Genomic DNA, 11,695 nt, shown 5'->3' with positions numbered 1-11,695 from the left:
CAGGCAGCATGATCACTTTCGGGTCGAGACGATGCGGGCGCCTGATCCACGGCCGTCGGTTCAGGGAGAACGGTCGGTGGCGCCGGGTCGATACTGGCAGGTCTCGATACCGAAGTGGGGACGGGACGGGTCCCCAATCGGGGGGACCACTCGTTGTGGGGGGAGCCGCCCCTCAGGCCCGCGTCACCCGCTCGGGGCACACGAAAACCCCACCGGATCCGGTGGGGTTTCGGGGTTCGCGGGGCTCAGCGCGTCAGACAGCCTGCCGGATCACGTCCGGCAGCAGCACGTGCAGCCGCTCGGCGAGACGCGTCTTCGCCTCGTCGAGGGACCGGAAGTCCCCCACGTACTCGCCGAACGTGTCGGCGACGAAGAAGTGCGTGCCCTGGCGGTCGACGGTGCCGCCGTAGTAGCCGCCGTAGTTGGCGACCCAGAGCCCGGTGTCGGGCTGCGCCCAGCTGATGCGGACGCGCTCGGGCGCCGTGTCGGCGACGACCTGAGCCTCGATCTCGGCGATGACCTCGATCGTCCGGGTGTCCAGCGTCACTTCGGCCTGCTGGGGGTGATCGGTGGTCATGCTCATGGTCGTGCTCCTTCGGGCTGTGCTGCGTACTGGTGCTGCGGGCGTCGCGGACGCCGATGGTGCTGGGTGGTGCGGGCGCTGACGGCGCCGGCGGTGCGGTGGCGCCGGCGGTGTGGTGGCGCCGGCGGTGTGGTGGCGCCGGTGGCGCCTACTCGACCGGTCGGATGACCGACGGGAGCATCACGTGGAGCTGGTCCTCGAGCTTGGTCTGCGCTTCTTCGAGCGAGGCGAACTCACCGACGACGAGGCCGAAGGTGTCCGAGGCGACGAACCGGCCGTCGCGCTTGTCGACGCTGCCGCCGAAGTACCCGCCGTAGCCGGCGATCCACTCGCCCTGGTCTTCCTGCACCCAGGTGACCTTGGCGCGGGTCGGACGGGTCGACGTCGCTGCGGCGGCTTCGAGGATCGCGATGGTGTCGACCGTGTCGGTGTCGAGGGTGACCTCGGCCTGCGTCTGGTTGTTGACGATGGTGGTCATGTCGCTCTCCTTCACAATCCGGGGTACATCTGCTGACACCAGAACGCTACGAGAACCACGACCCGAACCGCCAGCGAGGCCCGTCGATTCACGGGTTCCGCCAATGCGACTGATCGACGTCCCCCGGATTTCCGGGGCGGTGTGACGTCTTTCCGGGGTACACGCCAGTGATCGGGGTACTCGTTTTCCGGATCGGCGGCTCACGGGGTACGGATGGCTGTCGAGCCGGACGGGAGGCGCGACTCACTACCGTCGGTCGGGTGACCTCCGACAGTCCCCGCGATTCAGGGCGCGCCCCTGCCACCGGACGCAGCCGCCGGGTCGCGATGTGGCTGGCCGCCGCCTACGGCGTCGCGGTGGTGCTCGTCGGGTTCTGGGGTTCACCCGTCGACGCGGCAGCGGGTCCGACGCTCGACCGGGTGATCGCGATCGCTCATCGCCACGGGGCCCCCGACTGGTTCGGCTACGGCACCATCGAGTCGTTGTCGAACGTGGTCTTCTTCGTCCCGCTCGGATTGCTCGTGGTGCTGCTCGCAGGCGCGCGGTGGTGGTGGGCCGGCGCTGCCGCGGGGCTGGCCGCCAGCGCGTGCATCGAGACCGCACAGGCCCTGTTCCTACCCGCACGCACATCGTCGATCGACGATGTCCTGGCGAACGGGCTGGGAGCAGTCCTCGGCGCCGCGGTCGGCGTCCTGGCGCTCGCATGGGCGGAACACCACCGGCGTCGCTGAGCGGCAAGCAGCCAGCCCCTGCGGCCCGCACACGACGAAGCCCCCGGAGCGATGCGCTCCGGGGGCTTCGTTCAGTTGCTCGAGACTCAGACGGACTCGCGCTGGCGACGGACCGAGCCGCGGACCAACAGGAGGCCACCACCGAGGACGACTGCGCCACCGGCGACCCAGAGGGCCAGGGCGGACACGGTCGAACCGGTGAAGGCGAGGGTGCCGTCGGTGCCGGAGCCAGCACCCGCAGCGGGAACAGCAGCAGCAGCGTCAGCCGGGGCGACGGTGAAGGCGGCGAAGCCGACGACACCCGAGGTCGCGCCGGTGGCGGTCAGGTTGTAGGTACCCGAAGCGCCCTTCGGGAAGGTGACCTTGACGGCGAGCGAACCGTCGGAGGCAGCGGTGTAGGTCTTCGAGACGGTCGTGGTCGGCAGCGCGCCGAGCGTGACCGCACCGGCACCGGTGACCTGGACGTTGACGGTCTCGTTGTCCTGGAACGCACCCTCGGTGAAGTTCACGGAGGCGGTACCACCGGCAACGGCGGTGCCGGAGACGGAGACGTCGGAGTCGGGCGTGTAGCCGGCGGCGTTGGCGACGGTCGGCGTGGCGAGCAGTGCGGCCCCAGCCAGCACCACCGCGGCGATGAGCTTCTTCATGTGGTTCCCCTAAAGATCTGAAAATCCAGACCCTGACACCCAGAGCCCGCTGATCCGCCCGTGGTTGTCCCCTGCCAAGAAACTGGCGGTTGTGATGGCGAAGTTGTCTCAATCTACCGGAGTTTCACAGCTCGGTACCAGATGGCGTGGATTTCGGTCATTGGTCGTCATGTGTTCATCCTGAACAGGCGGGCGATCGAGCCGACATCACAGGGGCATCCGCCTGCGTCGAACGAGGGAATCCCAGATCAGACGGGCATCCAGCCCCATCCCTCACGGAGCCTGACCGCCGCGTCGGCAACCTGTAGCGGCGGACAGCCGCGACCGACCACCCCCGGAGTGGGGGCGTTCGAGATGCGTTAACGGGACGCCGTGTTCAGTTGGCTGTGAGCGGCCGGTCACACTCGAACGCGATCGGCTTGGTCTCGGACTGTCGGACACCCGGGGTGGAGCTCGCCTGCACGGGGGCTTTCGCGTACTTGCTCTCGCCGAGGAAGGCAACGCGGTAGGTCAGGCTCTGGCCCGGTGCGAGCAGCGTCTGCAACTGCGCCACGGGGTGTCCGCCATCCGTCGCCGTCTGCACAGCAGTCGTCTTGCCGTCCTTGGTTGCGCCGAGGAAGATCGCGTCCTCGGGCGCGTAGGCCGCGATCAGGGTCTTGATCTTGCCCGGCTCCACACCGAAATCGCCGCCACCCGTGACGTACTCGGGCAAGCTCGTCGCGGCGTCGGCGGGTGCAGTGTTCTTGATGGTGACCTCGACGACCGACGTGGGACGACCGTCTTTCCGGCACACCGAGCTGCCGACTGACACGGTCTTCTCGAGGTAGTAGTCCATCTTCGAGCCGGTGCCGTCATTCAGGTACACCGCGAACTCTCGTGACGACGCCGACTCGGTCGGGAGTTCGCCGGCCACAGCGCTACCGCTGATGCGGCGCTGCTCCGCCCGGTCCGCGCTCCACAGGCGCAATCGGTCATCACCGGCGCTCTGGGTCAGGGCGGAGACGAACTGCTTGGCATCGAAGTCACCACTCGCGACCTTGTCGAACACGGCGCTGGCGGCGGAGGCGAAGAAGGCGTCCTGCACGACCGGATCCGGGTACTTCGCGTACACGTCGCTCAGCAGGAGCTTCACTGCGTTGTCCGAGGTCAGCGTGTCTCCGGTCGGCAGTTTCACCGGGCCGGTGGCCTTGAGGATGTAGCTGAGCGTCACCGGGTCCATCGCCAGCACGCCGTCGACCTGTTCGCCGAACTTCTGCTTCCACATGGCCCGAGCGAGCTTCGCCGAGACGTCGAAACGCGGGGTCAGGGTGACGTCCTGCATGTACTTCCCGGTGATGCTGCCGTACAGACCAGTCGTGTCCGGGGTCAGCGGCAGGATCGGCTGCGCGTACGGACCGAACGAGCCACCGGACGTCTGGTTCTGCAGGTGAATGGCACCGTCATCCGTCTGAAGGAGCGCCACGGCCCCCGGGATCCCGCCACCCGCGCGCAACTCGGCGTTGTTCTGGAACAACAGCAGGTAGTTCCGTTCACCGTCGTTGCCCAGCATCGCCGGCGCGAGCTGCACGACCCGGTTCGCGGTGGTCACCTGCGCAGAGGCGGACGACAACGCGTTCCGCAGCTCGGCAACCGCGGTCGTCACCGGGGACAACGTGTCACTCGTGTCGATCGCGTCCGCATCGCGGTCCGCCCGTGCCAGGGTCGTCGTCGCCGTCGCGACGGCCGGCTGCGCGTCCACGATCGGCTGCAGGTCGACCTTGCCGTTCTTCGGCGCGAACGAGTCGGTTCCGAGACCGCCGATGACGTCGGCGACCGGGGTCACCGCGTTCCGGGCAACATCGTCCACGACGACGGAGACTTGGCGGACTGCGCGCAGGTTGGCCCCGAAGAACGGGACGTTCTGCGAGGCCCCCCAGATCGGATCACCCGTCAACGAACGAGCTGCCCCCGCTTCACGCTCCAGGTGCTTCGCGGTCTTCTGCGCGGCGGCGGTGTCGCCACCGGTGAGTTGGGAGCGCAGTGTGTCGACGTCACCGACCGCTCGTTCGAGGTGTCCCTTCGCGAGCGCACCACGTACTCCCACCCAGGCGACGGTGAGGATGAGCAGCAGGACGAGGGCGAGGACGATCCACAAGACGATCCGGGCCCTGGATCCCCGGTGTGCTGCAGTGCGTCGCGACTCGGGCAGGTCGGACATGACGCGATCCTACGGTTCCCCGTGTCCAGCCCACGTCACTGACGCACGGTGTCCACGTGTTCGCGGTACCAGTCGATGGTGCTCCGCAGACCGTCCTCGAGGCCGATCTGCGCAGTCCAGCCGGCATCCGCGAGCTTGGATACGTCGAGCAGCTTCTGCGGCGTGCCATCCGGCTTGGTGGTGTCCCAGACCGTCTCACCGGTGAAGCCGACGATCCTGCCGATCGTCTCGGCGATCTCCTTGATGGTGACGTCGGACCCGGTCCCGACGTTGACCTGGTCCGGACCGTCGTAGTGCTCCATCAGGTGGAAGACCGCCGCCGCCATGTCGTCGACGTGCAGGAACTCCCGACGGGGCGAGCCCGTCCCCCAGTTCTCCACGCGCGCCGCACCCGTTCGTGCCGCTTCGTCGTACCGGCGGATGAGGGCCGGCAGGACGTGCGAACCGGTGGGCGAGAAGTTGTCGCCCGGGCCGTAGAGGTTCGTCGGCATGGCCGAGATCCACGGGCGCCCGAATTGCCGCCGGACGGCCTGCACCTGCAGGATGCCAGCGATCTTGGCGATCGCGTACGCGTCGTTGGTGGGCTCGAGGTGCCCGGTGAGGAGCGCGTCCTCGTGGATCGGCTGTTCGGCCATCTTCGGGTAGATGCACGACGACCCGAGGAAGACGAGCCGCTCGACGCCGTGCTCCACAGCCGCGTCCATCACGTTGACCTGGATCTGCAGGTTCTCGCTCAGGAAGTCGTGCGGGTAGGTGTTGTTCGCCATGATCCCGCCGACCTTGGCTGCCGCCAGCACGACGTGCTTCGGCTGCTGCTCGGCGAAGAAGGCGAACACGGCGCCGCGGTCCTTCAGGTCCAGCTCGGAGGAGCTCCGCCCGACCATGTCGGTGATGCCCTCCGACTCGAGCTTGCGCCAGACCGCCGAGCCCACCAAACCGCGGTGTCCCGCGACGTAGACGCGGTCCGCCCGGTTGATCGGACCGGGAGTGAAGTCGGTCGTGGTCATCAGGATCCCCAGCTCTCGAGTCGGACGGTGTCGATCCACGGGCTGCCCTCGTGCTCGAGGGCGGCGATGTCCGCGTCCACCATGATCCTCGCCAGTTCGGCGGTGTCGACCGTCGCCTCCCAGCCGAGCTTCTCCTTGGCCTTCGACGCGTCACCGACCAGCGCATCCACCTCGCTCGGTCGCAGGTACCGCTCGTCGAAGCGCACGTGGTCTTCCCAATTCAGGCCTGCGTGGGAGAACGCGGTCGTCAGGAAGTCCTTGACCGTGAAGTCACCGCCGGTCGCCAGGACGAAGTCGTCCGGCTCGTCGACCTGCAGCATCCGCCACATGCCCTCGACGTACTCGGCGGCGTACCCCCAGTCACGGACCGAGTCGAGGTTGCCCAGGTACACGTGGTCCTCGAGCCCGGCCTTGATCCGCGCGACTGCACGGGTGATCTTCCGGGTGACGAACGTCTCACCACGTCGCGGCGACTCGTGGTTGAACAGGATGCCGTTCACCGCGAACATGCCGTACGCCTCGCGGTAGTTCCGGGTCACCCAGTAGCTGTAGACCTTCGCTGCGCCGTACGGGGAGCGAGGCCAGAACGGCGTCTCCTCGTTCTGCGGCGGCGGGGTCGCCCCGAACATCTCGGACGAGGACGCCTGGTAGAAGCGCGTGTGGATGCCGGACACCCGGACCGCCTCGAGCATGCGCATCGTGCCCACACCCGTCACGTCACCGGTGTGTTCCGGCTCGTCGAACGACACCCGCACGTGTGATTGCGCCGCGAGGTTGTAGACCTCGTCCGGCTTCAGTTCGCTGAGGAGGCTGACGAGTCGTGCACCGTCGCCGAGGTCCCCGTAGTGCAGGAACAGCTTCGCACCCGACTCGTGCGGGTCGACGTAGAGGTGGTCGATCCGCGACGTGTTGAACGTCGAGGCGCGACGGATCAGGCCATGCACCTCGTACCCCTTGCGGAGCAGCAGCTCGGCCAGGTACGAGCCGTCCTGTCCGGTGATGCCCGTGATGAGCGCGCGCTTCGTCAATTGGTCCCTGTCTTGTCGGCAGAACCGGATTCGAACCGGTCTGGGAGGAGCACATGAAGAATACTTTTGAATCGATCGATCGCAGCAGCCGCGGTGAGGTGAGCCGCTCGGTAATTCCGAGCGTCCCTTCCGTACCGCTCCCGCGCAGTCGGGTCTCCGATGAGCGAGAGCACGCCGTCCACGAGCTGAGTCGGCCTGCCCGCACCGACAACGATCCCTGCGTTCGCAGCGAGCACCTCGGCTCGAGTGACGCTCCCCTCGTCCGACGCAGCGAGCACCGGAACGCCGGTCGCGAAGTAGGTGGTCAGCTTGCTGGGGACAGCCATGCCGGAGATGCCGGGTGCCTCATTGACCAGGAGAACGTCTGCGGAGTTGAGTGCAGCGGCGAATTTCTCGTCAGGGAGCGGCGCCAGGAACTGCAGGCTGTCGATCCCAGCCGCCTGCTGCTGCAAGGACTCTCGTTGGTTTCCGTCACCGAGGAGGACGAAGCGGATGGGAAGACCTCTGTCCTGAACGGAGCGGGCTGCTTCGACGACGTTGCCCAGGCCCTGCTTCACTCCAATGTTCCCCGCGTGCAGGACGATCGTCTCGTCCGGTGCCCAGCCGAGCGACGCACGAACCCCGACTCGGTCGACGAACTCGGGCGGCTCGACGTGGGTCCAGTTCCGCATGACGGTCACTCGCGACGCCGGCACGCCGAACTCTTCGACGACCGTCTCCATGAACCGGTCGTGGATGACCACGACTGTCGATGACCGTTTGAGGACCCAGCGCTCGATGGCCGCGACGAAGCGCTCAGCCGCCCCGGTACCTGATCCTGTCTCACGGAGGCCGAGCGAGTAGATGTCCTGGACCCATGTCACGACGGGGGTTCCTCGCGAGAACAAGCGGGCACGCATAAGAGCGATCGCCGAACTGAACAGAGCGGGAGACACGAGAACGAGGACGTCGTGCCGCGGCCAGCGGTGGAGAACGGCGTGTAACCCGAAGCTCAGCTCGGACAGCAGTCTGCTCACACCACCGGGCCGGGCCGGGAGCCGATGGCGGAGTCTGTGCACCGCACAGCCAGCCTCGGTCGTCACTGCAGACGACGGTGGACGTGCGTCTCCGAAGCTCCAGGCCGGGTAGTGCGGAAAGGTCGTGATGACGCTGACGTCGACACCGGACGCCGTCAACCCGCTCACGAGCCCTCCGCTGTAAGGAGCGATCCCGGCGGGCTCCGGGGGGAAGTTCAGGCCCACCATGAGAACTGCCCCGCGCCGCATTGGGCGACCATAACAGTTGCAAGGGATTCTGATCCGGCGTCGACGCACCTGCGACACCGCCGGGTCGCCCGCCAGCCGGTAGCATCGGCGCGACGCGTACTCGGGCGCGCAGAGAGGCGGGGGCCATGATGTCGGACGCGAGAGTGCCCGTCATTCCGCTGAAGTCAGCTCCGGGCGAACGGACGTCATGGAACCGGAGCAAGAGGACGGTGTACCTGTGGGCCGTTGCCGAGCTGCTGTTCGTGACCAATCCCTGGCAAATCAGCTCCTCGCTCCGAGCGAAGGTCCTGCGGCTGTTCGGCGCGGAGATCGGGGTCCGCGTCATCATGCGACCGCGGATGCGTGTCCGTTTCCCGTGGAAGCTCCACATCGGCGACGACTGCTGGATCGGCGAAGGTGTGTGGTTCCACAATCAGGACCACATCCGGGTCGAGAACGACGTCGTCATCTCGCAGGAAGCGTTCCTCACGACCGGGAGCCATGCCCACCGCACCGACATGGCGTTGATCACGCGCCCGATCGAGATCGGAGCCGGCACCTGGATCACTTCGCGCTGCATGGTGCTCGGTGGCACGCGACTCGGCGAGTCGTGCCTCGTGAAGCCGATGTCACTGGTCTCCGGGACGAGTCCAGCGAACAGCGTCCTCGAAGGAAACCCCGCCCGGGTGACAGGTGTGCGCTTCGGAGATCGATGACTCCTGTCAACTCTGGCTGGGATGCGGTGCCAACGGAACCAGACCGATGCGATGATGAAGGAATGATCTCTTGGCGACTCGACTGAGGGACGCTTCCGTCCTGTGGGCACAGGGGGGCCTCGGCAACCAGCTCTTCCAGTTGAACGCCGGCCTGACCCTGTCCGAAAATCCCACAACCCTCCTGGTCTCAGGGAGCAGTTTCGGTCGCGACCGTCTCCGGCAGTTCGAGCTCGGTGCTCTGCTCCCTTCTTCAGCGCTGACAAGCTCGGGAGAGGACTTCCGGCTCGGTCAGCCGTACGACTGGAGGGGCCGTCGCCGATCGAAGACCCGCGATCGTTCGCTGACGACGGTATTCAGCGACCCCGAGACTCTGCCCTCCGCCTTCCGCCTCGGCACGTTCAACATCGGGTTCTTCCAGGATGCGGCATCACTCGCTCTGCCGACGGACGCAACCACTGCCCTCCTCGCTGCGTACCGGAACGCTGTCTCGGCGGCACCTGCTTCAGAGAACCGAGCCGTTCTGCACGTCCGCCGTGGCGACTACACGACTTCTCCTGCCGCGCAGCGCACCTTCGGCACGCTCTCCCGGCGCTACTACGACGACGCGTGCCGTGCGCTCGGGATCTCAATCGACGAGAGCATCATCTTCACCGATGACCCCGCCGCGGTCGAGCGCGAGTTCGACGTCCCTCGCAGCAACATCATTGGACCCGAAGACATCGAATCGCCGCTCGACACGCTCGTGGCAATGTCGCGCGCCAGCGCCCTGGTCATACCGAACAGCACCTTCTCGTGGTGGGCCGCTGAACTCGCTTCCCACGTTCCGGTCGCGGCCCCGAGCACGTGGTTCTTCGATCGCCCGGGAAATTTGCGGCGCACTGGATGGGTCTCCGTGCCGAACGCATGAGACGATTCGGCACGTCCCTGTCGCTCGGGTGGCTCCCGGCGAGCCAGGCGCTTTCCTTGGTCGCGTCGTTGGCTGCCTTCGCCGTGCTCTCGCGCGAGCTCGGGCCCGCGAGCTACGCGCAGTTCGCCGTCTTCGTGTTCGTCTACACGATGGCCGCGCTGGCCACGGACTTCTCAGCCATGGGTTTCCTGCTCGTACACGGGGTCTCCGGCCCGCTCCGACGAGCGGCGTGGTCCAGTTCGGCGGTGAGCGCGACCGCAGGTGGTGTTGCGCTGACCGCAGCGTTGTTCGTCCTTTCGTTCTTGAACCTCCCGACGGGGCCTCCCCGGGTCTTCGACGTGCTGATCTTGGTCGCGGGGCTCGTCGCCCAGTCGCTCATCCAGCCGCTTCGCGGCGAACTCATGGTGCATCGCCGCTACCCGACTGTCGCTCTTACCGACGTGGGCGCAACAGTCGCCGGCTTCGCGGCCGCGATCCTCCTCGCGGCACAGATCCAATCCGTGACCGTGCTCTGCGTCCAACTCGCTCTCACCTCCGTGGTCCGTCTCCTGTTGACGCTGACGCTCTCAGCTCGCGGTCGCCAACGGGCCCTCCAGGGACGCGCAAGCAGCTCCTCATCCGAAATGGCCGTCCCTGCGCCGAACCCGTTCCGGTACGGCCTCAAGGTGCTGCCGCTGAACGTTGCTTCCTACGCGAGCCGAGCGATCGATTCGGGCACGTTGCCGCTCATACTCCCGGTCGGAGCGGCAGCAGCGTACGCACGCTCATACCAGTTGATCGTCACGCCGGTCACTCAGGTCCAGCTGTCCCTCGGTGGGGCGATCGTTGAGCGCATGGCTCGCCGTGCCGCGCTCCCCGGAGACGACGGCACGTTCGACAAACGAGTCTGGCAAGCACTCCACGTCGTCACCTTCGTCGCAGCCATCGTGTTGTCGGTGGGCGCACCGATCCTGGAGAAGGTCTTCTTCGGCCCTGGCTGGGTGCATGTCGCGCTCATGATCTCCTCGATGGCGCTGCTCCTGCCATCCCTTACCTTGAGTTCCTTCATGTCGTGGAAGCTCCAGATCAAAGCGGAACTCCGGCACTCGCTCCTCAACCTGGCCGTCCTCATGCTCGTGCCACTGCTCGCCATCGTTCTCGGACTGCTCTACAGCACCAACGGCGCGTTGATCGGCTTGGCAGTCGGTGCGCTCGTCCAGGGTCTTGCTCTGGCGACGCTCCATCGTTCGCTCCTGCCGATATCGCTCAGGTACGCCGTTGCGCAGATCGTCGTGGAGTGGGCAGTCCTGGCAGCCCTATTGGCGGTCCGATTCCTGTGAGCTCGCTCCTCTGGCGGTCCTGAGCGGGAAACTCCACGGCGAACGCACCAGCCGCCGGAGGTGACTGCGGTCTCGCCTGCTCGTCACGTCGTCGATGTGGCGTTCGAGCCTCGCACGCAGCTCGTCGGTGCTCGTGTCGCTCACGTCGACGCCGAGCACCGACTCCGCGAGCGCGAGGTACGACGCGGCGAGGTCTCTGTTGTCACGCACCTGCCCGGCGTAGCCCGGTTGCGAGGTTGCCTGCTCCGGGTGATGGCGGTACGCAACCGTCGGCACGGAGGTGAACGAGATGCGAACGCCGGATGCAGCCAGTCGCATCCAGAGCTCGTAGTCCTCGGCATGGCCGGGCCGGTACGTCGCGGCCCCGTCAAGCGAATCCCGTCGAGCAATCATCGTCGACTGCGGCACCGGGTTCAGTGCGAGGAGCGCCAGTGGCATCGCCGCTGGTGACAACGATGCAGGTCGAGGGATGTGCACGCGCCACGTCTGACCGAATCGTGCGATCGGGGCGAACACGATGTCAGCGTCCGAGAGCTGACGGCGGTGCCCGAGGAACCGGTTGGGCAGGCACACGTCATCAGCGTCCATCGCGGCGACGAACTCGCTGTCCGATCGGGCTAGCAGCCGGTTGCGAGCCTCTCCCGCACCGACGTTGGTCGCTCCTTCGATCAGCGACACACGTCGCGAGCGGTCGGCGAAACGCTCGACGACGCGGCGGGTTCCGTCCGTGCTCGCATCGTCGTACACCAGGACCTCTGCGTCGCTCGGCATCGCGCTGAGCGTCGACCGGAGCGCTGTCGTGATCGTCCGCTCCGCATTCCATGCGGGCATGATCACC

Annotated in this window: 12 protein-coding genes; 4 read left to right on the top strand and 8 right to left on the bottom strand. The window is 66.9% G+C overall.

Annotation, left to right across the window (positions count from 1 at the left end; translation table 11 throughout):
* Positions 1-253: 253 nt before the first annotated feature.
* On the bottom strand, positions 254-583 hold the full coding sequence (locus EDF51_RS16185) for a hypothetical protein (protein ID WP_123310333.1): 330 nt from the start codon (positions 581-583) through the stop codon (positions 254-256).
* Positions 584-731: 148 nt separating this feature from the next.
* Complete coding sequence (locus EDF51_RS16180) at positions 732-1,061, bottom strand: hypothetical protein (protein WP_134195699.1); 330 nt, start codon at positions 1,059-1,061, stop codon at positions 732-734.
* Between the two features lie 260 nt (positions 1,062-1,321).
* Here EDF51_RS16180 and EDF51_RS16175 point away from each other — a divergent pair, with 260 nt between their 5' ends.
* The gene (locus EDF51_RS16175) at positions 1,322-1,792 is read left to right on the top strand and encodes a VanZ family protein (RefSeq protein ID WP_134195698.1); all 471 of its coding nucleotides are present in this window, start codon (positions 1,322-1,324) and stop codon (positions 1,790-1,792) included.
* An 86-nt stretch (positions 1,793-1,878) separates the two neighbouring features.
* Here EDF51_RS16175 and EDF51_RS16170 read toward each other — a convergent pair whose 3' ends face one another.
* The 5 genes from EDF51_RS16170 to EDF51_RS16150 all read right to left on the bottom strand — a co-directional run bounded on the left by EDF51_RS16170 (position 1,879) and on the right by EDF51_RS16150 (position 7,915).
* Positions 1,879-2,439, bottom strand: a complete 561-nt coding sequence (locus EDF51_RS16170) for a sortase (RefSeq protein ID WP_111086114.1) — start codon at positions 2,437-2,439, stop codon at positions 1,879-1,881.
* Positions 2,440-2,815: 376 nt separating this feature from the next.
* Positions 2,816-4,636 carry a DUF4012 domain-containing protein gene (locus tag EDF51_RS16165; protein WP_134195697.1) on the bottom strand — a complete coding sequence of 607 codons (1,821 nt, stop codon included), beginning with the start codon at positions 4,634-4,636 and terminating at the stop codon, positions 2,816-2,818.
* 35 nt (positions 4,637-4,671) lie between these two features.
* Complete coding sequence (locus EDF51_RS16160) at positions 4,672-5,643, bottom strand: GDP-L-fucose synthase (protein ID WP_131880688.1); 972 nt, start codon at positions 5,641-5,643, stop codon at positions 4,672-4,674.
* Complete coding sequence (gmd, locus tag EDF51_RS16155) at positions 5,643-6,671, bottom strand: GDP-mannose 4,6-dehydratase (protein ID WP_134195695.1); 1,029 nt, start codon at positions 6,669-6,671, stop codon at positions 5,643-5,645. The genes EDF51_RS16160 and gmd overlap by 1 nt, the downstream gene beginning before the upstream one ends.
* Positions 6,668-7,915, bottom strand: a complete 1,248-nt coding sequence (locus EDF51_RS16150; protein ID WP_134195730.1) for a glycosyltransferase family 4 protein — start codon at positions 7,913-7,915, stop codon at positions 6,668-6,670. Before EDF51_RS16150 ends, gmd begins: the two co-directional genes overlap by 4 nt.
* Positions 7,916-8,145: 230 nt before the next feature.
* Here EDF51_RS16150 and EDF51_RS16145 point away from each other — a divergent pair, with 230 nt between their 5' ends.
* The 3 genes from EDF51_RS16145 (at position 8,146) to EDF51_RS16135 (ending at position 10,857) form a co-directional block, all read left to right on the top strand.
* A complete protein-coding gene (locus tag EDF51_RS16145) occupies positions 8,146-8,631 on the top strand; it encodes an acetyltransferase (RefSeq protein WP_347876525.1) in 486 nt (161 codons plus the stop codon).
* 70 nt (positions 8,632-8,701) lie between these two features.
* Positions 8,702-9,538: an alpha-1,2-fucosyltransferase gene (locus EDF51_RS16140; RefSeq protein WP_134195692.1), complete on the top strand. Its 837-nt coding sequence runs from the start codon at positions 8,702-8,704 to the stop codon at positions 9,536-9,538.
* Positions 9,535-10,857, top strand: a complete 1,323-nt coding sequence (locus tag EDF51_RS16135; RefSeq protein ID WP_159573950.1) for an oligosaccharide flippase family protein — start codon at positions 9,535-9,537, stop codon at positions 10,855-10,857. The genes EDF51_RS16140 and EDF51_RS16135 overlap by 4 nt, the downstream gene beginning before the upstream one ends.
* On the opposite strand, the gene EDF51_RS16130 is transcribed toward EDF51_RS16135, so the two are convergent.
* The gene (locus tag EDF51_RS16130) at positions 10,834-11,688 is read right to left on the bottom strand and encodes a glycosyltransferase family A protein (protein WP_243837151.1); all 855 of its coding nucleotides are present in this window, start codon (positions 11,686-11,688) and stop codon (positions 10,834-10,836) included. The two genes, EDF51_RS16135 and EDF51_RS16130, sit on opposite strands and share 24 nt — an antisense overlap.
* Positions 11,689-11,695: the final 7 nt, after the last annotated feature.

Origin of the sequence: Curtobacterium sp. PhB25, from assembly GCF_004365375.1 — a bacterium.
Lineage (GTDB): Bacteria > Actinomycetota > Actinomycetes > Actinomycetales > Microbacteriaceae > Curtobacterium.
This window is presented reverse-complemented; position numbering and strand designations above follow the sequence as displayed.

What these genes read in the sequence shown, in the direction of transcription:
- EDF51_RS16185 (WP_123310333.1), bottom strand. Translation starts at nt 583, where the DNA reads ATGAGCATGACCACCGATCACCCCCAGCAGGCCGAAGTGACGCTGGAC.
- EDF51_RS16180 (WP_134195699.1), bottom strand. Translation starts at nt 1,061, where the DNA reads ATGACCACCATCGTCAACAACCAGACGCAGGCCGAGGTCACCCTCGAC.
- EDF51_RS16170 (WP_111086114.1), bottom strand. Translation starts at nt 2,439, where the DNA reads ATGAAGAAGCTCATCGCCGCGGTGGTGCTGGCTGGGGCCGCACTGCTC.
- EDF51_RS16165 (WP_134195697.1), bottom strand. Translation starts at nt 4,636, where the DNA reads ATGTCCGACCTGCCCGAGTCGCGACGCACTGCAGCACACCGGGGATCC.
- EDF51_RS16160 (WP_131880688.1), bottom strand. Translation starts at nt 5,643, where the DNA reads ATGACCACGACCGACTTCACTCCCGGTCCGATCAACCGGGCGGACCGC.
- EDF51_RS16150 (WP_134195730.1), bottom strand. Translation starts at nt 7,915, where the DNA reads ATGGTGGGCCTGAACTTCCCCCCGGAGCCCGCCGGGATCGCTCCTTAC.
- EDF51_RS16135 (WP_159573950.1), top strand. Translation starts at nt 9,535, where the DNA reads ATGAGACGATTCGGCACGTCCCTGTCGCTCGGGTGGCTCCCGGCGAGC.
- EDF51_RS16130 (WP_243837151.1), bottom strand. Translation starts at nt 11,688, where the DNA reads ATGCCCGCATGGAATGCGGAGCGGACGATCACGACAGCGCTCCGGTCG.